16 protein-coding genes and 1 pseudogene are annotated in these 21,362 nt (G+C 65.4%); 6 read left to right on the plus strand and 11 right to left on the minus strand.

The window, feature by feature from the left end:
* Positions 1 to 105 precede the first annotated feature (105 nt).
* The 3 genes from TO66_RS16550 to TO66_RS16560 form a co-directional block, all read right to left on the minus strand.
* On the minus strand, positions 106 to 1,554 hold the full coding sequence (locus tag TO66_RS16550; protein ID WP_044463341.1) for a serralysin family metalloprotease: 1,449 nt from the start codon (positions 1,552 to 1,554) through the stop codon (positions 106 to 108).
* A gap of 295 nt (positions 1,555 to 1,849) precedes the next feature.
* On the minus strand, positions 1,850 to 2,953 hold the full coding sequence (locus TO66_RS16555) for a P1 family peptidase (protein WP_044463342.1): 1,104 nt from the start codon (positions 2,951 to 2,953) through the stop codon (positions 1,850 to 1,852).
* 10 nt (positions 2,954 to 2,963) lie between these two features.
* Positions 2,964 to 4,328 carry an APC family permease gene (locus TO66_RS16560; protein WP_044463343.1) on the minus strand — a complete coding sequence of 455 codons (1,365 nt, stop codon included), beginning with the start codon at positions 4,326 to 4,328 and terminating at the stop codon, positions 2,964 to 2,966.
* Positions 4,329 to 4,556: 228 nt separating this feature from the next.
* Between TO66_RS16560 and TO66_RS16565 the strand changes: the two genes are divergently transcribed.
* The gene (locus TO66_RS16565) at positions 4,557 to 5,360 is read left to right on the plus strand and encodes a helix-turn-helix transcriptional regulator (RefSeq protein ID WP_148558640.1); all 804 of its coding nucleotides are present in this window, start codon (positions 4,557 to 4,559) and stop codon (positions 5,358 to 5,360) included.
* Between the two features lie 37 nt (positions 5,361 to 5,397).
* Here the strand turns inward: TO66_RS16565 and feaR are convergent, their stop codons facing one another.
* The 4 genes and pseudogenes from feaR to TO66_RS16585 form a co-directional block, all read right to left on the minus strand.
* Complete coding sequence (gene feaR / locus TO66_RS16570) at positions 5,398 to 6,336, minus strand: transcriptional regulator FeaR (RefSeq protein ID WP_044463345.1); 939 nt, start codon at positions 6,334 to 6,336, stop codon at positions 5,398 to 5,400.
* A gap of 146 nt (positions 6,337 to 6,482) precedes the next feature.
* Entirely contained in the window at positions 6,483 to 7,076 is a 594-nt protein-coding gene (locus TO66_RS16575; RefSeq protein WP_044463346.1) for a DUF3156 family protein, read from the minus strand.
* Positions 7,042 to 8,557, minus strand: a pseudogene (locus TO66_RS16580) (APC family permease). The gene TO66_RS16575 and the pseudogene TO66_RS16580 overlap by 35 nt, the downstream one beginning before the upstream one ends.
* Before the next feature lie 109 nt (positions 8,558 to 8,666).
* Positions 8,667 to 10,154, minus strand: a complete 1,488-nt coding sequence (locus TO66_RS16585; RefSeq protein ID WP_044463347.1) for an aldehyde dehydrogenase — start codon at positions 10,152 to 10,154, stop codon at positions 8,667 to 8,669.
* Between the two features lie 726 nt (positions 10,155 to 10,880).
* Here TO66_RS16585 and TO66_RS16590 point away from each other — a divergent pair.
* The 5 genes from TO66_RS16590 to TO66_RS16610 all read left to right on the plus strand — a co-directional run bounded on the left by TO66_RS16590 (position 10,881) and on the right by TO66_RS16610 (position 16,422).
* Positions 10,881 to 12,215, plus strand: coding sequence for an aspartate aminotransferase family protein (locus TO66_RS16590; RefSeq protein ID WP_044463348.1), 1,335 nt, complete (start codon positions 10,881 to 10,883; stop codon positions 12,213 to 12,215).
* Positions 12,216 to 12,447: 232 nt separating this feature from the next.
* Complete coding sequence (locus tag TO66_RS16595; RefSeq protein ID WP_044463349.1) at positions 12,448 to 13,107, plus strand: LuxR C-terminal-related transcriptional regulator; 660 nt, start codon at positions 12,448 to 12,450, stop codon at positions 13,105 to 13,107.
* 90 nt (positions 13,108 to 13,197) lie between these two features.
* The gene (locus tag TO66_RS16600) at positions 13,198 to 14,025 is read left to right on the plus strand and encodes a molybdenum cofactor biosynthesis F family protein (protein ID WP_044463350.1); all 828 of its coding nucleotides are present in this window, start codon (positions 13,198 to 13,200) and stop codon (positions 14,023 to 14,025) included.
* A 253-nt stretch (positions 14,026 to 14,278) separates the two neighbouring features.
* Entirely contained in the window at positions 14,279 to 15,661 is a 1,383-nt protein-coding gene (locus TO66_RS16605) for an aspartate aminotransferase family protein (protein ID WP_044463351.1), read from the plus strand.
* Positions 15,658 to 16,422, plus strand: coding sequence for an SDR family oxidoreductase (locus TO66_RS16610; RefSeq protein WP_044463352.1), 765 nt, complete (start codon positions 15,658 to 15,660; stop codon positions 16,420 to 16,422). Before TO66_RS16605 ends, TO66_RS16610 begins: the two co-directional genes overlap by 4 nt.
* Positions 16,423 to 16,564: 142 nt before the next feature.
* Here the strand turns inward: TO66_RS16610 and TO66_RS16615 are convergent, their stop codons facing one another.
* The 4 genes from TO66_RS16615 to TO66_RS16635 form a co-directional block, all read right to left on the minus strand.
* Positions 16,565 to 17,116, minus strand: a complete 552-nt coding sequence (locus tag TO66_RS16615; protein ID WP_044463353.1) for a flavin reductase family protein — start codon at positions 17,114 to 17,116, stop codon at positions 16,565 to 16,567.
* A gap of 24 nt (positions 17,117 to 17,140) precedes the next feature.
* Positions 17,141 to 18,376, minus strand: a complete 1,236-nt coding sequence (locus TO66_RS16620) for a cation:proton antiporter (RefSeq protein ID WP_044463354.1) — start codon at positions 18,374 to 18,376, stop codon at positions 17,141 to 17,143.
* Between the two features lie 154 nt (positions 18,377 to 18,530).
* Positions 18,531 to 19,622, minus strand: coding sequence for a Rieske 2Fe-2S domain-containing protein (locus tag TO66_RS16630; protein WP_044463356.1), 1,092 nt, complete (start codon positions 19,620 to 19,622; stop codon positions 18,531 to 18,533).
* Positions 19,619 to 21,349: an NAD(P)/FAD-dependent oxidoreductase gene (locus tag TO66_RS16635; RefSeq protein WP_044463357.1), complete on the minus strand. Its 1,731-nt coding sequence runs from the start codon at positions 21,347 to 21,349 to the stop codon at positions 19,619 to 19,621. The genes TO66_RS16630 and TO66_RS16635 overlap by 4 nt, the downstream gene beginning before the upstream one ends.
* Positions 21,350 to 21,362 lie beyond the last annotated feature (13 nt).

Here is a 21,362-nt window from a genome sequence, read left to right on the forward strand (position 1 = left end):
GGGGTCGCTCCGGGCAACGCTTCAGGCATGCGCCTGTCGATACAGGTCGGAGGACGCCGCCGGGGCGCCGTCCTCCTTCCTTTGCTTCACGGCTATCTTACGGGATCAGGCGACGATGTCAGTGACTGCCGCCTGGCCGACGGTGGTGACCAGGAAGTCGGCCACGCCATGCCCGGAGAAGTCCACCGAGAGGGTGCTGTTGCCGCCCGAGGTGCTGAGGATCGCATCGCCGGCGCTACCGGTGAACGCGTTGACGAAGTGCAGCCCCGCGCCCTTGGTGATGCCGGTCAGGTCGATCTTGTCCAGGCCGCTGGCGAAGTCCAGGATCTGGTCGGCCGCACCGGGCGTGGAGTCCGAGCTGGCGCCGAAGACGAAGATGTCGGCACCCGCGCCGCCCCACAGCTTGTCCGCCCCGCCACCGCCGTAGAGGATGTCGTTGCCGGCACCGCCCTTGAGCTCGTTGGCCACGTTGTTGCCGATCAGCAGGTCGTTGCCCGAGCCGCCGATGGCGTTTTCCACGGTCACGCCCTTGGCGATGGAAACGTTGCCTACCAGGCCACCAACGTCGGAGAACGAGGTCTCATTGAGGTTGATCTTCTGGTTCTGGGTGAAGCCGGAGAAGTCCAGGGTATCCTTGCCGCCCGCATCCCAGACCGAGAACACCAGCTTGTCCGCCGACGAGGTCGCGCTGAGGAAATCGCGGCCGGTGTTGGAGTTGAAGCCGTAGGTGGTGTCGCCGGTACGGGTGCTGGTGTTGGCGCCGTAGAGCTTCTGGATCGCGGCGATGTCGTCGATCAGCGGGCCCGAGGCATAGGCTTCGACGCCGGCCTTGCTGAAGTTCTGCTTGGTGTTGCTTTCACTCCAGTAGCTCATGACGCTGTAGCCGCGCGTGTCCTGTCCATAGGTCGCGTCGTTGTAGGTCGGATTGCCGTTCCCGGCGTTGTAGTCGCCAGGGTGGGCCAGGCCCAGGGTGTGGCCGATCTCGTGGGTCAGCGTCTGCCGGCCGTAGTTGTTGAGGTCGGGGTTCTTGTTGGCGGTGTAGCTGCTGTTGATCAGGTACCAGGAAGTACCGTCGTAGCCCGCGCCGGTGCCTGGCAGGTAGGCGAAGGCCGCCGCGCCGTCCTGGCCACCGCTGTAGTTGCCGAAGGTCATGTGGCCGTCACCGCCGGAAGCCTTTTCGGTGAAGGTGACATTGGCCACGTCGGCCCAGGACTGCATGGACAGCGCGGCTTGTGCCTTCTGCTGCGCACTGAACTGGCTGAACCCGGAGATGCCGTGTTTGTACAGGGTGCTCGAGGACGCCGAGGTCAGGAAGGTATAGGTCAGATCGATCTTGCCGTTGCCGTTGAGATCCTGGTAGGCGGCACCGTCGCGCAGCAGCTGGGTGGCTGCCTGATCGACTGTGTAGGAGGGCTTGCCATTGACCGTCAGATTGCCACCACGGTCATACTGATGGCTGAAGCTATTGATCTGGTTATACGCAGAACTTGCTGCGGCCAATGGCACGAGCTCTTGTTCGGCGGTCACAATAGCTTTCGCTTTAACTTTCGACATAAACACACTTCCTTGTAATCAATGGAACAGTTTTTGTCCGATAGCGACGGTCCCTGGCGAGAGCGTCCTATCACTCGCCCCATTTGGGCGTAAGCAAGCTGACACAATTCGAAATCGGGCGTCCACTACTTTTTGACGCCTGATTTCTACTGTTCCTGCAAACTCCCGAAAACAATGACTGACAAGTCGAAATATTCTTTAAGCCTCAACCCCCAGCGATAATTGTCCGACAATCTAGAATTTAATTATTAAATAACCCTAAACATTGTTTTGCCGACTGTGTCGCAGTTTAAGTTCATACAAGTTTGTTCCATCCAGTTAGTTTCAAGGCCTGTAACAAGGTATCGCCCGTCAGTGCCGGCACGCTCGCGCCGTTGTCCGCGGTCATCGGTTCGCCCGCCAGCAGGGCGTTGACGATGGCTTCCTCCACCGCTTCGGCCGCCGCGCTGAACAGCTCGGAAATGTAGTCGTTGTTGAGCATCGCCAGGGGGCTGGTGAACGGCACGCCCTGGCGCCCGTAGGCCGAAGGTGGCAGGTCGCGGTTACCGGTGGCGAACGCCAGGAAGATGTCGCCACTGGAATCCTCGGTGCCGCCGCCGGTGCGGGCAATGCCGATGGATGCCCGTTGCGCCAGGCGCTGGCACTGGTGGGGCAGCAGGGGCGCGTCCGTGGCCAGGATCACCACGATCGAGCCCATGCCCGGCGTGCCGCGCAGAGCGAAGGGTGACGGGATATCGCCCAATTGCCGTCCCACCGGATAGCCATCGACCCGCAACTCCGCGCGCTTGCCGTGGTTGGCCTGCACCAGCGCGCCGACCGTGTAGCCACCCCGCTCCTTCGGCACCTGGCGCGACGCCGTGCCGATCCCGCCCTTGAACTCATGGCAGATCATCCCGGTGCCGCCGCCGACCGCACCCTCTTGCACCGGGCCGGATTCGGCATTGGCCAGGGCCTCGCGGACCTGCTGCGGACCGACATGCTGGCCCCAGATGTCGTTGAGCAGGCCATCGTAGGTCTCCATCACCACCGGCATGCACCAATACTCCGAGGGGTCGGCCAGGCTGCTGCGCTCCTCGGCGATCAGCGCATCGCGCACCACGCCCACGCTATGGGTGTTGGTGATCGCCAGCGGCGTGGTCAGCAGGCCCGCCTCGCGGACCCACTCCAGCCCGGTGGCGTCGCCGTTGCCGTTGAGCACATGGCAGCCGGCGAAACAGGGTTGCAGCCGGGCGAACCCTTCGCGGGGCTGGATCAGGGTCACCCCGGTCCGTACCTGCTTGCCGTCGACCGTGGTCCTGAGCGTGCTGTGGCCCACCCGTACCCCCGGGACATCGGTGATGGCGTTGAAGGGGCCGGGAGTACCCAGGCCCAGGCTGATGCCCAATTGACGTGCGCGCATGATTGCTCCTTTAGAGTTTCTGAAACGCCGGACTGAACCGGCCGTTGGTGCCATACAGGATCACCGACAGCGCCAGCAGGCCGACGATCACCAGGATGTCCCTGAGCGAAGCGTCCAGGAACAGATTGAATAGCAGATAACCGGCGCCGAGCACCGCCAGCAGCGCCGGCAACGGCCACAGCGGCATACGGTACGGGTGCGCCCGATCGCGCAGCAGTACCCGGCTCATCAGCGCGCTGAGGGCGACGATCAAATACACCAGCATGATCAGCAGCACGCTGAACGAGGTCAGGTCGGCCAGGTTAGAGCTGAAACTGAGCACCGCCGAGGGAACGGCCAGGAACAGCGTGGCCAGCCACGGCGAATCCCAGCGCGGGTGAATCCGCGTGAACAAGCGATTGATGCCGGGTGTCCACAGCGCGTCGCGGCCGCTGGAGAACACCACCCGTCCGATCTGGATCACGATGGCGACGATGGCGTTGAACACCGAGAGGAAGATCCCGGCGCTGACCACCCGCGACAGGGTTTCGTTGCCATGGCTGGTCAGCAGGTAGCCGATGGGGTCGGGACTGGCGAGCATCGCGCCGAGGGACGGCGCGCCGATCAGCAGCGCGGTCAAGGGCACCAGCTCGATGATCACCACCAATACCAGGGACCAGAGCACCGCCTTGTGCACGCCCTGCCCCTTGCATTTCATGTCCTCGGCCAGCAGCACCGCCGGCCCGTAACCGTTATAGGAAAACAACCCGATCCCTACCGCGCCGATCACCAGGGCCCAGGGCGCCAGGTGCAGCACGCCGTTTTCGACGATCTGCGGTTGCAGCAGGATGCTCGCCGGCTGCGAGGCATTGCCGAAGCCCAGGAACACGATCACCAGCAAGGCGCCGACCTCCAGCAACAGGCAGGTGCCGGTGATCCAGGCGTTGAGCTTGATGTTGAGGATGCCCAGGGCATAACTGCAGACCACGATCACCAGGGCCACGGTCTGCGCATCGAAACCCGTGCCCAGGGCGTTGTTCAGGTAGGTCGCCGCGCCGGTGGCCAGCACCGGCGGAATGAACAGCAGCATCACCAGCACCGTGAGAAAGGTCGCGTAGCCAGCCATGCCGCCGAACACCCGCTTGGCGTACACATACTCGCCGCCGGCACTGTTGTGGGCCCGGCCCAGTTCCGCGTAGCAGAAGGCGAACATCAGGGCCAGCAAGCCGGCCATGACAAAGGCCAGGAATACCCCGCTGCCGGCCTGGTGAATGGCGAACGGCGCGATCACGAAGACCGAACTGGCCGGGGTCACGCCCGACACGGTAATAGCCACCACATCGAACACGCTCAGCGTGGGTTTCAGGGCGCCTTCCGGCGCGCAGCGAGAGCTCATGTCGTCATCCTCGTGGTTATTGTTGGTGTGAGGCAGGAACGAAGAACGTCAGGCGGATACGCTCTGGGGCGTATTGGATGCAGGCACTCTAGTCAGGCTGGAACACAGGGCCAATTCCCCTATTGGGGTACTCCCCCTTGACGAGTCGGGCAAATCGCCGAAACCATGCCTGCACCTGGCGCACCGCAGCGCGCCAATCCCCAGCGACAGCGACGCGGAGCCACTGGTTTGATCACATTGTTCAGGGAAATCGGCATGCATGCCGGACTCGGCCGCACCCTCTCGCAGATCGGCGGCGAACGCTTCTGGAAGCAACTGGTGCTCCTGCTGCACCAGGCCCTGCCGTTCGATAACGCCCTGGCGATCTTCTATCCGCACAACGGCCTGCCCACGGCGCTCGAGGAATACGATGCCGAGCCTTCGGACAAGCCGGCCTCGATGCTCACCTACCTCAACGGCCTGTACCTGCTGGACCCGTTTTTCCAGGCCTGCCGCGAAGGTTATCCGAGTGGCCTCTACCGCCTGGAAGAAGTGGCGCCGGACCATTTCCGGCAAAGCGAATACTTTTCCAGCTATTTCCACGACAACGTGCTGGAGGACGAACTGCAGTTCATCCTGCAGATTCCCGAAGCCGGCACCCTGGCACTGTCGCTGGGCATGCAGCGACCGTTCAGCGCCGAGGAAATAGGCCAGCTCACCACCTTCTCGGCCTGGGTCCTGCCTTTGATGCAACAGCATTGGCAGCAGAGCAACCAGCGTCCGTCAGCCCCCGCGGCGAAAGAAATGGCCAACCAGATCCGCGACGCCCTGAGCCATTTCGGCTGTGGCGTGCTGTCGGACCGGGAAGTGGAAATCGCCCGACTGATCCTGCGCGGCTTTTCCTCCAAGGCCATGGCCGAGCGGCTGAAGATCTCGCCGGAGACCATCAAGGTGCACCGGCGCCATCTCTACGCCAAGCTGGACATTTCCTCGCAGCCGGAGCTGTTCTCGCTGTTCATCCAGTCTCTGGGGCACGACCTGGAGAACCCCTGAAGCCTGTAGGAGCCAGCTTGCTGGCTCCTACAGGGGCTTAAGCGTTCAGCGAGTGCGCCCGGTAATCCCGCGGCGACTGCTCGAACTGCTTCTTGAAGGTGCGGCTGAAGTGCGACGAGTCGGTGAATCCCCACTTGAAGGCGATGTCGGTGATCGACTCATGGCGCAGGCGCGGGTTGCTCAGGTCGGCCGCGCTGCGATCCAGGCGCGCGCGCTGGATGAAACGGCAGACGCTGTCGCCCTGCTCTTCGAACAGCCGGTACAGCTGGCGCACCGAGATGTTCATCTGGCTGGCCAGCGACACCGGGGTCAGGTTGGGTTCATTGAGCGACTGGCTGATCAACTGCCGCGCCTGGCTGCGCAGGCAGCCGCCGTGCTGGCTGTCGTAGCCGTCCAGGGTGGGATCGGCGCCTGGTTGCAGGCTCGGGCCGAGCAAGGCGATCAGCGCCTCCTGCAAGGCCTGGCCTTCCTGCCGTTCGACGCAGCCCTGCAACTCGCCGCCGCAGATCTGCTCCACCAGCAGGCGCATCAGCCGGCCACTGGCACAGCGCTGCGAGAGTTTGCCGAACTTGCGCTGCTGCGCCGGCAGATGCCGATACACCTCGTCCCGGGACAGATGCAGGGAAACGTGTTCGATCAGGCCGTGGGGGACGATTTCGCAGGCACCGGCCGAGTCCAGCAGGGCCATTTCCCCCGGCGCCAGCTCGATGCGCTCGCCGCCCTGGCTGAGCTGGGCATGGCCGCTGCGCTGCATGATCAGGAAGCAGTGACGGTCGTCGTCGTGATCGACGCGGGTGCCCTTGCGCGAAATCAGCCCGGCATTGGTGCGGATCTGCGCGACCTCGAGGCCGGCGTAGTCGCGCAGGCCGACCTCGCCGATGAACAACGCCGAATTCAGCGCCGGGCGCGCGTCGAACCGACCGCAGACCCCCTGTAGTGCGCCGACCCAGGAACCGAAAGTATGCGAAGCAAGCACTGTGCACCTCCAGAGACCGGTTGAGACCGCCTTTAGTTGTTATGGGCGATATCATTAACATGTTATCTATTTGCCGGGCAAGGACGCGCGACGCATGGACAGTCGCCAAGGCTTACGCACAGGTTGTGCCACTTTCGCGAAACGGTTCAGTACGCGCCGAGCAACTCGCGCAATCGCGCGAACGTCATCAGCAAAGCGTCGCGCTGCGCGGCGCTCAGGCGGATGTAACGACGAAAGCCAGGCAGCCGGTTGACCACCTCGCTGGCGCCAAAGTGCTCCAGGCACACCAGCCAGCCCTGGTCGTCGCGTTGCAGGCTCAGGCGCTGGAAATCCAGCGGCAGCAACGCCGCCAGCAAGCGTGGGTCGCCCTGCAACAACGGCAACAGTTCGGCCGCCTGCTCCGGCGTGCCCTGTTTCATCTGCGCGGCGACGCCCTGGCGGCGGATCGCCCCGGTATGCCGCAGCTCGATCCGCGCCGCCGGCCCCGCTGTGCCCGGCACCCGCAGGCGAAACTCGCAGAGCACCAGGTGCATCAGGAATTGCGCCTGCGGCCGCTCCCGGACCTCGAAGCCGAAGCCGCCATCGGCCCAGGCGAAGCCCGCCAGCCCGGGCTCCAGCGGCGTGCAATCGAGCGCCGCAAGGTCGCGGCGCAAGTGGTTCAGGGTCACCCCCGGGCGGTAGCCGGTGGGTGGCCGGCGCCAGAAATCACAGAGGCTTTGCCGCCAGCTTGTAGGGCTCATCGGGCTGCGCTCCTGGCAGGTGTGGCGCTTGGGTTTCCAGGTCGAAGGCTTTCTCCAGCACCTCCTCCACCGGCACCGGACGGAACGGATTGACCTTCTGCACGAACAGGGTCCAGACCAGCGCATAGACCGCCGTCAGGCCGAGCATGCTGCCAAAGCACGTAGATATCCCGCGGGTTCATGCCCGGCGGCGTGATGAACCACATGCCGAGCAGGATGCCGATGGACGAGACGATCTGCGGCAGCGGGAACCAGGGCGACTTGTAGGCCCGCGGCAAATCCGGCCGGCGGATCCGCAGCACCACCACCGCCAGGGTCACCAGCAGGTAGGCGGTGCTCCAGGCACAGACCGCGGCCAGCACCAGGTGCAGGATGTTGTCGGTGCTGCCGCCCAGCCACCAGGCATGCAGGCACGGGATCAGCACCGCCACGGCGATGCACAACAGCGGCGTCTTGAAGCGCGGATGCAGGTAGGTGAACGCCTTGGGCAGCGCGCCGTCCAGGGCCATGCCGTAGAGGATGCGCGGCAGCCCGGCCATCAGCGTGTTGATGGTCGCCGCCCCGGCGAACAGCAGGCCGACGCCGAGCCAGATCCGCCCGTACGGCCCCATCACCTGCTCGGCGAACTGCGGGATGGCCATGGGCGTATCCAGCAGGTGCACGCTGCCATCCTCGCTCAGGGCCACGTTCGCCACCTGGCGCTTCATTGCCGCGCCGTAGATGAACATGCAGGTGGCCACGCCCACCAGGCCCAGGGCCATGGCCCGCGGCAGGGTCCTGGCAGCGCGGCGCACGTCCGGGGCCAGCGGGGTGACGAACTCGCAACCGACGAACATGAACATGGCCATGCCCACCAGCGAGAGGATGGTGGTCAGGTCGGTGCCGACCATCGATTCGCCGAACCAGCCGTCGAGTTGGATCGCCGGTGCCTTCAGCACCCCGACCACGCCGAAGATGATCAGGGTGGTCCACATGCCGAAGGTCAGGATCACCTCGGCGCGACTGAAGGCGGTGATGCCCACGGCGTTCAGCAGGCCGAAACAGACCACCAGCCCGACGCCCACCAGCCAGGCGCTGCCGCTCTGCTCCAGCAGGGTGTTGAGGGACTCGAAGTTGACCAGGGCCATGACGCCGCTGAGGATGGTTTCCGCCGTGCCGGCGAACACATGCACGATCAGGTAGGCGGAAATCGTCCCGGTGATGGCGAAGAAGCGCCCCAGGCCGCAGGCCAGGTAGTCGTATACCGAGCCGTTGGTGGGGATCATGCAGGCCGCCTCGGCGAAGGTGGTCGATTGCGCGAGCATCATCAGCATCGCGATGAGCATGGCCATGGCGAACGCGCCGCCACCGAGGCCGAAGCCGGTGGTGGCGGTGAGGATCACCGGGCTGGCCATGATCAGGCCGACGGCGCTGGCCAGGGCCGTGGGAAAGCCGACCACGCCCTGGTTCAGGTGGCGGGTGAGTCTGTCGTTGAAAGACATGGTGCTGGACCTCGAAAGCAATGCTGATGTTGTTGTTTTAGGCATTTCAAGGGCACGCGGGCGTGCTTGTTACCGGGCTGTCTGCGCAGCCTCCATCGGGCGAAGGCGGTTAAAACGCGATGCACACCGACTTGTTCTCGGTATACGCCTCTATCGCCGCATGGCCCATCTCGCGACCGATGCCCGATTGCTTGTAGCCGCCGAACGGCATCGACGGGTCGAGCATGTTGTGGGTGTTGACCCAGACCGTGCCGGCCTTGATCCGCGGGATCAGGTCCATGACCCGGGCCAGGTCGTTGGACCAGATGCTCGCGCCCAGGCCGTACTGATTGTCGTTGGCCAGCGCCACCACTTCGTCGATGTCGTCGAAAGGCGTGGCCACCACCACCGGGCCGAAGATTTCCTCGCGCACCACCTGCATGCCGGCATGCACCTCGGCCAGCACCGTCGGGCGCACGTAGAACCCCTGCTCGCCAAAGGCCACCCCGCCACACAGCACCCGCGCGCCGTCGGCCACGCCCTGGCCGATCATGTCCAGCACGCGCTTCTGCTGCTTGGCGGAAATCAGCGGGTTGATCTGCGCCTGTTCGTCCAGGCCGGGGCCGATGCTCAGGGACCCGGCGATAGCCGCCAGGCGCTCCAGCACCTGGTCGAAGATCGCCCGCTGGATGTACAGGCGCGAGCCGGCGGTGCAGACCTGGCCCTGGTTGAAGAAAATCGCCCCCGCGGCGCCGGCGGCCGCGGCCTGCGGGTCGCAGTCGTCGAGCACGATCACCGGCGACTTGCCGCCCAGTTCCAGGGAGAAGCGGGTCATGTTGTCCACCGCCGCGTGGCCGATAAGCTTGCCGATCTGGGTCGAGCCGGTGAACGCCAGCTTGTCGATGCCCTTGTGCCCCGACAGCGCCGCGCCCGCCTCGGCACCGCTGCCGGTGACCACATTGACCACCCCCGCGGCGATCCCGGCCTCCAGGCACAGCTGGCCCAAGCGCAGCGCCGTCAGCGGGGTCTCGTCGGCCGGCTTGAGCACCACGGTGCAGCCGCAGGCCAGGGCCGGCACTATCTTCCAGATCGCCATCAACAGCGGGAAATTCCACGGCACGATGGCGCCGACCACGCCCACCGGCTCCGGCACCGTATAGGCGCGATAGCGGGCGCCCGGCACGGCGGCGATCGACAGGTCCAGGCTCTTGCCTTCGATCTTGGTCGCCCAGCCCGCCATATAGCGGGTGAACTCGGCGGCGGCACCGACTTCCAGGGCCCGGGCCAGGTGGATCGACTGGCCGTTGTTGAGGGTTTCCAGCTGCGCCAACTCTTCGCCATGGAGCTCCAGCAGGTCCGCCAGCTTGAGCAGCAGGCGCTCGCGATCGGCCGGCCGCTGCGCCGCCCAGGGCCCCTCGAAGGCGCGGCGCGCGGCGGCCACGGCGAGGTCGATATCGGCCTGGGCGCCCGCGGCGACGCGGGTCAGTTCCTCGCCCGTGGCCGGGTTGAACACCGGCATCTGCGCGCCGGACAGCGCCGGCTGGCTGCGCCCGTCGATCAACAGGCCGTGCGGGCTATCGATAAAGGCGGCGACACGTGGGTCGATGGCAATACTCATGGGCAGTCCTCGTTAGTTGGCCTCATGCAGCGAACTCTGCGACTAACGCGCAATACCGTCTTGATCCTGGCTGCCGGGAAACTTGCCACTGCCTGCCAGGAGGTAGCGCAACGCCCTGCTTCTGTCGCTGCTGGCGCGTTTATCCAGATGTCCCGCGGACTCAGGATTTACGGTCGCTTCGCAACCGATCGCAGCCTCGCTGGCGCTCGGCAGCGGCTACCCAGGCACCCGCATTCCCCGTAGCCGCTGTCGAGCGCCAGCGAGGCTGCGATCGAGCGCAACGCGCTCGCAAAACCACGCAACACGGTGTTCCAGGCGAACAATGGAATTAGGGCCACCGCCCCGCTGGCAGCGGCTACCCAGGCGCCGCATTCCCCGTAGCCGCTGTCGAGCGCCAGCGAGGCTGCGATCGAGCGCAACGCGCTCGCAAAACCACGCGACGCGGTGTTCCAGGCGGACAATGAAATCAGGGCCACCGCCCCGCTGGCAGCGGCTACCCAGGCACCCGCATTCCCCGTAGCCGCTGCCGAGCGCCAGCGAGGCTGCGATCGAGCGCAACGCGCTCGCAAAACCAGGCGGCGCGATGTTCCAGGCGAACAATGGAATCAGGGCCACCGACTCGCTGGCAGCGGCGGTCAAGAGCCTGGCACACAGAGGCAAGCATCCCGCCGCCAGAGAGCGCACTACTATGTCCCACGCTGTCCGTGCGTTTTCAGGAGATTCAACGTGAGCGAACCAAGCCGCTTCTGGCATCCCATGCTGCACCCCAACGAAATGCAACAACGCGAGCCGATCCGCATCGTCCGTGGCGACGGCTGTTATGTGTACGACGACCAGGGCCATCAGCTGGTGGACGGCGTCGCCGGGTTGTGGAACGTCAACGTCGGCCACAACCGCAAGGAAGTGAAGGCCGCGATCACCGCCCAGCTGGACGAGCTGGAATACTTCCAGCTGTTCGACGGCGTCAGCCATCCGCGCGCCGAGGAGCTGTCGCGAGTGGTGATGAACCTGCTGGAACCGGAAGGCATGCGCCGCGTGGCGTTCAGCTCCGGCGGCTCGGATGCGATCGAGACCGCGCTGAAGCTGGCCCGCCAGTACTGGAAACTCGAAGGCCAGGCCGACCGCACCAAGTTCATCTCGCTGCGCCAGGGCTACCACGGCACCCACTTCGGTGGCGCCTCGGTCAACGGCAACACGGTGTTCCGGCGCAACTACGAGCCCCTGTTGCCGGGCTGCTTCCATGTCGACACCCCGTGGCTGTACCGCAACCCCTACAGCCAGGATCCGGAAGAGCTCGGCAAGATCTGCGCCGACCTGCTCGAACGGGAAATCCAGTTCCAGAGCCCCGACACGGTGGCGGCGTTCATCGCCGAGCCGATCCAGGGCGCCGGCGGCGTGATCGTGCCACCGGCCAACTACTGGCCGCTGATCCGCGAGGTCTGCGACAAGTACGGCGTGCTGCTGATCGCCGACGAAGTGGTGACCGGTTTCGGCCGCAGCGGCTCGATGTTCGGCAGCCGCCTGTGGGGCGTCAAACCCGACATCATGTGCCTGGCCAAGGGCATCACCTCCGGCTACATCCCGCTGGGCGCCACGGTGGTCAACGAGCGGATCGAGGCGGCGTTCGCCAGGAACGGCAACTTCACTGGCGCGATCATGCACGGCTACACCTATTCCGGGCACCCGGTGGCGTGCGCGGCGGCCCTGGCCAGTCTCGACATCGTGGTCAAGGAAGACCTGCCGGCCAACGCCGGCAAGATGGGCGATTACATGCTCGGCAAGCTGCTGCCGTTCGCCGAACGCTTCGACAGCGTCGGCGAGGTGCGCGGCAAGGGCCTGATGATCGCCCTCGACCTGGTGGCCGACAAGACCACCCGAGAGCCGATCGATCCCATGGGCGGCTACGCCAACCAGGTGGCGCAGATCGCCCGCGACAACGGCGTGATGGTGCGTCCGGTGGGGACCAAGATCATCCTGTCGCCGCCCTTGGTGATCCAGCCGCCGCAGGTCGACGCCATAGTCGCCGCCCTGGAGCTGGGCTTCACCCAGGCCCGGCGCTGAGGCCCCGATAGCCGCTGCCGTGTTCCGCGCCTCCGGGCTCGCGGGACACGGCAGCGGTTTTGTCGGTTGCTTCACCCAACGCCGGCCCGCGCAAACCGTCGCATCGAGCTTTCGCATCGAGCTTTCGCATCGAACCGCCGACGAGCCGGACATAGGTCCATACTGCAGCGCTACCCGTCCCTCTCTTCTGCCCGTTGACGCGAAGCCGTCAGTGTTCGCCAGGAGCCCTTCGATGAACACCGCCCATGAGCTCGGCCAGCGCTGCATCGACGCCTTTACCCGCGTGGTGCCGGCCACCCTGTGCGCCTTCTACCGCATCGATGCCCAGTTGCAGGCCGGGCACTTCTCGCTGTACCACATGAGCCCGCAGATGCATGAGGCCTACCTGCAGCGCTACCGGCACTACGACCCGCTGCGCCCGCGCAACTGCCTGGCGGCCGGGGCGCCGGTACTGTCGCTGCGCATGGGCATGGCCCAGCAGGGGCAGCATGAAACCCGGGTCTACCAGGGGTTCCTGCAACGCCACGGGGTGCTGGATGTGGTGGAGGTCCTTGCCCGCGACGCTTCCGGCCAGCCGATCGCCGGCCTGTCCCTGCTGCGGGATGCCAGCCTGGGGGCCTTCCAGCCCGGCGAACTGGGCACCCTGCATGCCTTGCAGGGGCTGCTGGAAATCGCCGCCCAGGCGCCCTGTTCCGGGGATGACGAGCGCCTCGGCGCCCTGACCCCGCGGGAACGGCAGATCGCCTGGCTGCTGCGCGAGGGCGCCTGCAACAAGACCATCGCCCAGCGACTGGACCTGGGCCTGCCGACGGTCAAGACCCACTTGATCAACCTGTTCCGCAAGGTCGGGGCGAACAACCGCACTGAACTGGTGAGCACGCTGTTCCTGTAGCACCGCCAGGCCTCAACCATCCGGTTGATGGGCAACCAGGGCTTGCGCGCCGAACATGAGGCTCTCCTTCAGCAGATACGAGCCACCCCCATGCAGCGCGATCAGCACACGCAACCCGAATGGATCACCGTCGGCGCCCTGGCCGAAGGCTTCGCCGCCGATAACCATGTCCTGCCCGGCCGCGACGACCTGGCCGGGCGCACCCTGACCCTGCATTTCGCCGATGGCGCGCGGATCGAGCACCGTTTCGGCCCGCAGTCGCTGCATTGGCAAGACGCCGACAGCAAGACCTCTGGCGAAAATATTTATCGAGCTACTTCAATACGTTCCGAGATTTACCTGGTGGACTTTCTCAAGTCACAAAACCAGCAGGTGCACTCGGTGAGCCTGATCCTCGACCTGCGCCAGAACATCTTCACCGCGGTCATCGGCCAGTTGCCAAGCCGGGCGGACACCCAGGTCGACCTGTTCCGCCGCGCCCTCGCCGGTGACGAGCTGACCCAGGTAAAAGCCCGGTTCCTGCAGGGAAGCATCGACACGCCGCCGACCGCCGACACTGCGCGACACTTGCCGACCGACGAACTGGTCGGCCTGCGCAACCACTACCGCTACAGCACCACCGAGGCCTACGAGCACATCTACCTGAACCGCAACTTCTACAGCTGGCAGTGCCTCCAGGGCGTCGAACAGGGCCTGGCAGACACCGATCGCTGTCACTACTACAAGGTCGCCGACCAGCTGTACCTGTTCGTCTGGCGCGAAAAGATCGTGCCGACCCTGGGCCTGGTGCTGATCGACCTGCACGCGGGCCGTACCGACGGCAAGATCTTCGGTTACCAGGGCACGGATTTCGCCGCGCCCAGCAACTTCCCGGTGGGCGCCCTCGCCCAGGTCCTCAACCGCACCACCCACCCCTGATGCCGACTGTAACCCCGTGGCCCTGTAGCCGCTGCCGAGCGCCAGCGAGGCTGCGATCGGCAACGCAGTTGCCGCAAAACCTGAGCTTGCGGTGCTTCAGGCAGAACGTGCTGCCTGGATTACGACCGCTTCGCGCTCGATCGCAGCCTCGCTAGCGCTCGGCAGCGGCTACAGAGCTACAGAGCTACAGAGCCACAGGCCCCGGAACACCACTCCCCCTGTCCCCCTCTTTTAATCCCACAGGACCTCAACCATGACCCTTGGCCTCAACCTCGACCGCGTCGCCAGTTGCTACCAGTCCGAGCTGCAACGGTTCGCCGAACGCCACCCGCGCTCCGCCGACTTTTACCGGGAAAACCTCAAGCACTGGCTCTACGGCGCGCCGTTGCACTGGATGCAGCAATGGCCGGGGCTGTATCCGATCCTGGTGAGCGATGCCCAGGGCGCGACCCTGACCGACTGCGACGGCAACCGCTACGTCGACTTCGCCCTGGGCGATACCGGCGCCATGTTCGGCCATGCCCAGCCGGCGGTGGCCCAGGCCATCGCCCATCAGGCGCGGCACGGCTCCACCCTGATGCTGCCGACCGAGGACAGCCTGTGGGTCGGCCAGGAACTGGCGCGGCGCTTCGGCCTGCCGTTCTGGCAGGTCACCACCTCCGCCACCGACGCCAACCGTTTCGTGCTGCGCCTGTGCCGGATGATCACCGGCCGCGAGAAAGTGCTGGTGTTCAACTGCAACTACCACGGCAGCGTCGACGAGTCCCAGGTCGAGTTCGACGCCAGCGGCCGGATGATTCCCCGCGAAGGCGTGCACGCCAACGGCCTCAGGCACGAGGCCACCACCCGCCTGGTGGAATTCAACGACCTGGCGGCGCTGGAGGCGGCCCTGGCCCATGGCGACGTGGCCGCGGTACTGACCGAACCCTTCATGACCAACGTCGGCATGGTTCCGCCCGCCCCGGGCTTCCATGAGGGGCTGCGCGCGCTGACCCGGCGTTTCGAGGTGCCGCTGATCATCGACGAAACCCACACCATTTCCTGCGGCCCTGGCGGCTACAGCGGTGAACACGGCCTGCAGCCGGACTTCTTCGTGCTCGGCAAATGCATCGCCGGCGGCATCCCGACCGCCGTCTGGGGCGCCAGCCAGGCCATGGCCGAGCGCATCTGGCAGGTGTTGCCACACTTTCAGCCCGGGCAGGCGATCAACCACTTCGGCTTCGGCGGCACCCTGGCCGGCAACGCCTTGCAGATGGCCGCCATGCGCGCCACCTTCAGCGAGGTCATGAGCGAGGCCAACTACGCGCACATGATCGCCCTGGCCGAACGCCTGCGGGACGGGGTCCAGACGCTGATCGACAAGCACCGCCTGCCCTGGCATGTGACACGGATCGGCGCCCGGGTCGAGTACCTGTTCATGGACCACGCCCCGCGCAACGGCGGCGAAGCCCACCACGCTCGCCACGGCCTGATCGAGGCCTACCTGCACCTCTACCTGCTCAACCGCGGGGTATTGCTGACGCCGTTCCACAACATGGCACTGCTCTGCCCGGCCGCCAGTTCCGATGACGTCGACCTGCACAACCGCCTGCTGGACGAGTGCCTGGGCACGGTCGTCGAAGGAGCCAGCCAATGATTCTCGACCTTAGCGGACGTGTCGCCCTGGTCACCGGTTCCGGCCAGGGCATCGGCCGCGCCATTGCGCAGCTCTTCGCCGCCCAGGGCGCCAAGGTATTGCTCGCGACCCGCAGCGAAGCCGCAGGCGCCGAAACCCGGCGCCTGATCCACGCGGCCGGCGGCAGTGCCGAACTGCTGGCCGTGGACCTGGGAACCCGGGCCGCGGCCAACAAGGCCGTCGCCACCGCGCTGAGGGTCTTCGGCGGGCTGGACCTGCTGATCCACAACGCGGCGGTGTTCCCCATGGAAAACCTGCGCGACCTCAAGGACGAGACCCTGGAGGCGACCCTGGCAGTGAACCTCAAGAGCTGCTTCTGGCTGACCCAGGCAGCGCTGCCGGCGTTGTGCCGGGCCGAGCATCCACGGATCGTCATCACCTCCTCGGTGACCGGGCCGCGCACGGCGATCCCCGGGCTGGCCCACTACGCCGCGTCCAAGGCCGGGGTCAATGGTTTCATCCGCGCGGCGGCGCTGGAGCTGGCCGAACACCGGATCACCGTCAACGGCGTCGAGCCGGGACTGATCGCCACCCAGGCCATGGCCAACCTCGGCGACTCCCCGGCGCTGGCCCGCCATATCCCACTCAAGCGCCTGGGCGCCCCGCAAGACATCGCCCACGCCATGCTGTTCCTGGCGTCCGAGCAGGCCGGCTATATCACCGGGCAGACCCTGGTCGTCGATGGCGGCGCCCTGCTGCCGGAGAATGTGCAGTTCACATGACCTCAACCAAGCCAGACACCCTCAGCCACGTCGACGCCGATAGCGGGTAGTGGCTCGCCGTATTCAATGCGCCGTTCGCCGGTACGGCCGCGGCGCCGCATATTGGCAAGCCACCATCGCCCTGCTGGAGCCGCAGCAGGAGCTATTCGAGTTTAAGTGCCCTTTTTGTTCGATGACTCCCCAAATCCCGGTACTGGCCTGCATGGAAGACCAGCGGGTCCGCCTCGCTGTATCGGTATTGTTCGATCTCGCCAATGAAGATCAGGTGGTCGCCGCCCTCGTACTGGGTGACGTTGCGGCATACCAGCACTGCCACCACATCATCCAGCACCGGGGCTCCCGCCTTGCCATAGGAATGAGCTACACCCGCGAACTTGTCAGCGGCTGCCCGTGCGAACTGCTCCGACAAGTGGTGCTGGTGCGCACCCAGCACGTTGATGGCGAAGTGGCTCGCCGAGCAGAAGACCTTAAGGCTCGGTGCCGTGCGTGCCAGGCTCCAGAGCACCAGCGCCGGCGACAGCGACAATGAGGAGAACGAGTTGGCGGTCACACCGACGTTGCGGCCGTCAGCGGTGCGCGTGGTGATCACAGTCACGCCGGTGGCAAACTGCCCCAGCACGTTGCGCAGTTCGCGAACATCTCGGCCCTGGGCCTCGAGCAGAGCGTAAGCCTGGGTTTCGGTGGCAGCATGCATGGTGATCTCTCCCCTCAAGCTGGTTCAGGCGACCTGTTGGCTCACTGCGCGCGATTGCGCGCGCAGCGTGAGTCGAACCAGCGGTGCGGTCAGCGCCGTTGTCACCAGTGCGAACACCACGAGGATCGTGTAGACCCTTGGCGGAAGGATCTGCATCTGCAGACCGATTGACAGGACGATCAGCTCCATCAAACCGCGCGTATTCATCAACGAGCTCACCAGCATCGCATCGTGTGGCGCGAGCCCGGTGGCGCGCGCGCCCAGATAGCTGCCGCCGAACTTGCCGATGAATCCGCCCGCGAGGAATACACCGAACCACATCCATGATGTCGCGTCGTCGATCGTGCCGACCGACGCCTGCAGCCCCGCACAGGCGAAAAACACCGGCATCAGCACAAGCTTGACGAAACCTTCGACGTTGTCGCGCCACTCCTTCGCGACGCCGGGCACGCGCCGCACGAACAGCGCCGCCGCAAGTGCGCCAAATGCGCTATGGAACCCGATCAGCGACGTCGCCAGTGCCGACACCATGACGAAGCAGAACAATACGGCCAGGCGGTCGCGCGTCGCATGCGCAGTCGATGCGAGCCGCACAAGCGTCGGTCGAACCACAAAGCGCACCAGGAGTGCGCACAGCACCAGATACGCGAGCAGGCTGACGAGCATGCGCGCAAATGCCCAGCCAGGCCCGCTCGATAGCGAGGCAATCATTGCCAGCAGCATCCATCCGAGCGCATCCGTCAGTATCGCGGCAGACATTGCCTGCCGTGCACCCACCGTCGCGCTGAGCGCCAGGTCGTCGACGATGCGTGCCATTACCGGCACCGCTGATACCGCCAGTGCGACACCGCAGAAGAGTAGATAGGGCAGCGCCGGCACATCGCTGGCGAGGGTGTCTTTCGAGACGGCGGCGATGATAATGCCGATCGCAACCGGTACGACAAGCCCGCCCGCGGCGATCGCGACGGGCATGCGCCAGCGCTTGCTGCGCAGCGTCTCGCCCAAATCCATATGCAGACCGACCTGAAACATCAGCAGTATCAGGCCGAGTTCGCCGATGTGCGCCATCGCTGACAGCACACCCGGACCGAACAACACGCCGTAGAAACCCGGTGCGACCAAGCCGAACAGCGAAGGCCCCAACAACAGACCGGCCGCGATCTCGCCGACGACCGCGCACTGGCCGAGCCGTTCGGCAATTCGGCCGCAAACGTTGCAGAGCGCGATCACCAGCACGAGTTGCAACAGCCAGATAGTCATGAATACCTCGGAAAGAGCGACACCGCCCCCAAGCGGGTGGCCACGCGCCCAAGCGGGCCCGCCGCGCCGTACGCCGTGATGACCGCGACGCCGCGCGCCAGGTTCGCGAGCACCTGGCGGAACGACGCGGGCGAGACCGGTCCGGCTGCACGCATCACCGCTCACCCGCGACGCGGTCGACCCAGCCCCGGTAGAACCCGCGGTACTTGAGCACGAGCTTGTCGTACTTGCTGTACGCACCACCGCCGTCCGGCTTCATCCCGTTCCAGATTTTGACGTCGTACCCCGCAGCCTGCCTGGTCTGCAACCCGAACAGCACGAAGTCGGTCGCGCGACGCAGGACGCTGCCCACCTTCTTGATCGAGATGAGCATGTGCATGACGTTCTTGCCGTCGCTCACCGGCGTCACACACTGGAGCAGCTTGTATTTGAAATCTCCATCCAGCGCGACGGTCATGACGCACCCGCCGGGGTAGCCATCGAAGTGCAGGTTCATCTGCGACATGTTCAGGCCGAGCGCGCGCGACAACATGCCGAGGGGACCGAAGTAGCGGTCCACGGTGAAGTCGATCCCTGCACCGAACCACGCGCCCGCCCGGGCCAGCGACTCAACCTCCGGCCACTGGCGCCAATCGTCGAAGAGCTTGAGCTCGAAGGCCGAGATCGGCAGCGCGTGCACAGGGGTCGCGTGCTGCGCGTCGTAGAAGTTCTCGACGATCCGCAAGACCGCCGTCGTCGTCTCGAACGCGAAGTGCAGGTGCATAAAGTCGCCGTTGTCGACGTCGGCCGCGGCAATTTCGGGCAGCGGGTGCAGCGGCTGCGGGGAGCCGTACCAGACCCACACGTAGCCGTATCGCTCGACAGTGACCAACGTCGGCTGGCGCGCCCCGCGCGGCACGGGCTCCAGCTGGCGCACCGCCTGGCTGTGGCCGGGGATGTGAACGCACTGGCCCTGCTCGTCGTACCGCCAGTGGTGGAACGGGCACTGGATGCACCCGTCCTTGACCCGCCCGTCAGCCAGGTTCGCGCCCAGGTGCGAGCAGTGTCGGTCCATCACCACGGCCCGCCCCGTCGCTCCGCGCCACGCCACACACGGGCGGCCGAAGAGCGTCAACTCCGTCGGCTTGCCCTTGAGGTCGTCCGAGCGCATCGCGACGTACCAGCTCGCGGCCAGGCGCGTGGTCGCGTCGTACGTCCCCCGGGGAGGCGTCTTGACGCTCACTTGATCCAATTGAAGGTCGTTCATCGCTTTTCTGTCGTCGTCGGCCGACCATTTCTTAGCGCCAGGCCGATGCGGGTGGTGATGTACGCCTTGAGCAGCGCGAACATCGGGTTGTAGTCGAAATACTTCTTCACCGCGGGCGGCGCGCTGGTTTGCGTCCAGTGCATCAGTTTCATCGCCGGCACCAGGCTGTACTTCGAGTTGTTGAGCTGCGGCTTGTCCCCGGTGATGCAGTAGCCGAAGCCGAACATCGGCTTGGCGAAGTCTCGTTCGTCGATGAGGGCGTGAATCCGCGCCGCGGCCTCCCCGGCCGGCTTGCGCCCGGCGCTCACGGCCTCGACCTCGGCTTTGGCATCGTTGAACAACTGGTAGTACTCCTCCATGTCCGCGCACAGGTACCCGAGGTATGGCGGATTGTTGTCGAGGTGATCGAGGTCACCCTCGTCGCGCGAGGCGCGGAACCTGGCGTGGGCTTGCACGAGCCGGAACTGCCCGAGAATTGTGCCGACCGCCCACAGCCTGTGGAATGCGTCCCACAGGCGGAAGTCCGCGAACGCCGTGTAGCAGCAGCTGACGAAGTCGTCGTTGTGGTCCAAAAGCTTCTGCTGCAGGCGCTCGATGTACTCGAAGCGCTCCGGGGAAAAGTCGTCGTCGCGCAGGGCCTTGATGAGGCGCGCCGCGAGCGCGTGGATGGTCACCGCGGTGTTCTCGAGCCCCCTGGAGAAGAGCGGGTCGATGAACCCGTTCGCATGCAGCATCAGGCAGTAGCGGTCACCGACGCAGGCAGTCGACGAGAACTGCAGGCGGTCGGTCTTGACCCAGTCGCGCACCGGCACGGCGTCCCGGAACTGCGCCCCGATACTCGGGAAGCGCGCGAGGAACTCATCGAATTCCTGCTGCGCGGAAATGTCCGTTTTCGGGTAGACACGCGGGTCGAGCTGCAGGCCGACGCTCACCAGGTTGTTGGTCGACCGCGGATGGTTGTTGAACGGAATCACCCAGAGCCAGCCCCCCTCGAACATGTGGTGCAAGGTCCCCTCGTGCCAGCGCCAGCGCTGCCCCTTGACCTTGAAGATGTCGTCGAACGGCTTGACCCCGAGCATGTGCGTGTAGAGGCTGCGCGAGTGCGTCTTGAAACGACACGGTTCTTCGCGGAGATTGAACTTGGTCGCAAGCGGCGCGCGGGGGCCTCCGCAATCGATCATGTACCGGCCGGTGAACCGTTCGCCCTGGGCGGTGGTCACCGCGACGCCGTCTTTATCGGCGTGGTATTCGGTCACGCTAGTCTTCTGGCGGACCGTGCAGCCGTATTTGATCGCGGCTTGCAACAGGTAGGCGTCGACGTCTTGCCGGTAATAGTGGCTCTCCGGCCCCCACGGCAGCTCGGGGATGACGCACTGCGTGAACTCCTTCGGGTCGTGCTCCTGGCCGGGCTTGTGGAACACGAAGCCGAAGTTGCGCTTGATGCCCGTGCTCGACGCGACGTAGCGTTGCGTCGAGTAGAACGACGTGATGTGGTCGAGCTCCGGAATGCCGTAGCGATCAGCGATGATGCGGTTCATCAGGGACGTCTCGGGGATCGACGATTCGCCAATCGTGAACCGCGGGTGCGACGACTCCTCGATGATCAGCACGCGGAACTGTTGTTTGGCCAGGATGGCCCCCATCTGGGTGCCGGACATGCCCGAGCCGAGGATGATCACGTCGAAGTGGTGGCTATCGTGCCCGTTCGCGGAGCTCTTCTGAGTCATGGGGGCTAACTCT

The sequence above is a fragment of the Pseudomonas sp. MRSN 12121 genome, assembly GCF_000931465.1.
Lineage (GTDB): Bacteria > Pseudomonadota > Gammaproteobacteria > Pseudomonadales > Pseudomonadaceae > Aquipseudomonas.

What these genes read in the sequence shown, in the direction of transcription:
- TO66_RS16550 (WP_044463341.1), bottom strand. Translation starts at nt 1,554, where the DNA reads ATGTCGAAAGTTAAAGCGAAAGCTATTGTGACCGCCGAACAAGAGCTC.
- TO66_RS16555 (WP_044463342.1), bottom strand. Translation starts at nt 2,953, where the DNA reads ATGCGCGCACGTCAATTGGGCATCAGCCTGGGCCTGGGTACTCCCGGC.
- TO66_RS16560 (WP_044463343.1), bottom strand. Translation starts at nt 4,328, where the DNA reads ATGAGCTCTCGCTGCGCGCCGGAAGGCGCCCTGAAACCCACGCTGAGC.
- TO66_RS16575 (WP_044463346.1), bottom strand. Translation starts at nt 7,076, where the DNA reads ATGAGCCCTACAAGCTGGCGGCAAAGCCTCTGTGATTTCTGGCGCCGG.
- TO66_RS16585 (WP_044463347.1), bottom strand. Translation starts at nt 10,154, where the DNA reads ATGAGTATTGCCATCGACCCACGTGTCGCCGCCTTTATCGATAGCCCG.
- TO66_RS16595 (WP_044463349.1), top strand. Translation starts at nt 12,448, where the DNA reads ATGAACACCGCCCATGAGCTCGGCCAGCGCTGCATCGACGCCTTTACC.
- TO66_RS16600 (WP_044463350.1), top strand. Translation starts at nt 13,198, where the DNA reads ATGCAGCGCGATCAGCACACGCAACCCGAATGGATCACCGTCGGCGCC.
- TO66_RS16605 (WP_044463351.1), top strand. Translation starts at nt 14,279, where the DNA reads ATGACCCTTGGCCTCAACCTCGACCGCGTCGCCAGTTGCTACCAGTCC.
- TO66_RS16610 (WP_044463352.1), top strand. Translation starts at nt 15,658, where the DNA reads ATGATTCTCGACCTTAGCGGACGTGTCGCCCTGGTCACCGGTTCCGGC.
- TO66_RS16615 (WP_044463353.1), bottom strand. Translation starts at nt 17,116, where the DNA reads ATGCATGCTGCCACCGAAACCCAGGCTTACGCTCTGCTCGAGGCCCAG.
- TO66_RS16620 (WP_044463354.1), bottom strand. Translation starts at nt 18,376, where the DNA reads ATGACTATCTGGCTGTTGCAACTCGTGCTGGTGATCGCGCTCTGCAAC.
- TO66_RS16630 (WP_044463356.1), bottom strand. Translation starts at nt 19,622, where the DNA reads ATGAACGACCTTCAATTGGATCAAGTGAGCGTCAAGACGCCTCCCCGG.
- TO66_RS16635 (WP_044463357.1), bottom strand. Translation starts at nt 21,349, where the DNA reads ATGACTCAGAAGAGCTCCGCGAACGGGCACGATAGCCACCACTTCGAC.